The organism is Salinimicrobium oceani (assembly GCF_012037645.1).
On the sequence record NZ_JAAVJR010000613.1, the window covers coordinates 1 to 455 of the forward strand.

At 43.7% G+C, this 455-nt stretch carries 1 pseudogene; it reads right to left on the reverse strand.

The features are described 5' to 3' along the window. A pseudogene (gene rpoB, locus HC175_RS18530) lies at positions 1 to 455 on the reverse strand (DNA-directed RNA polymerase subunit beta); the annotation flags it as partial.

A 455-nucleotide genomic window follows, 5' to 3' on the forward strand; every position in this document is an offset into this window, starting at 1 on the left:
AATGAGTATGGCCCGATTGAACGTGCGTGCATCTTATCATCGATCATGTGACCCAACTTAAGCATGTAGATCACCCCAACAGTTGCAGGCTGATCAAAACGATCTCCGGTTCCACCGTCATAAAGATAGGTGTGACCGAATCTCGGGATTCCCGCTTCATCTGTTAATTCGTTGATCTGGTCAATAGTTGCACCATCAAAAATTGGAGTGGCATATTTTCTACCTAATTTTTGACCTGCCCATCCAAGAACAGTTTCATAGATCTGTCCAATATTCATACGTGATGGTACCCCAAGTGGGTTCAATACGATATCTACCGGAGTTCCATCTTCAAGGAATGGCATATCTTCCTGGCGAACGATACGTGCAACGATACCTTTGTTACCGTGACGTCCTGCCATCTTATCCCCTACTTTTAGTTTACGTTTCTTAGCGATGTAAACCTTAGCAAGTTT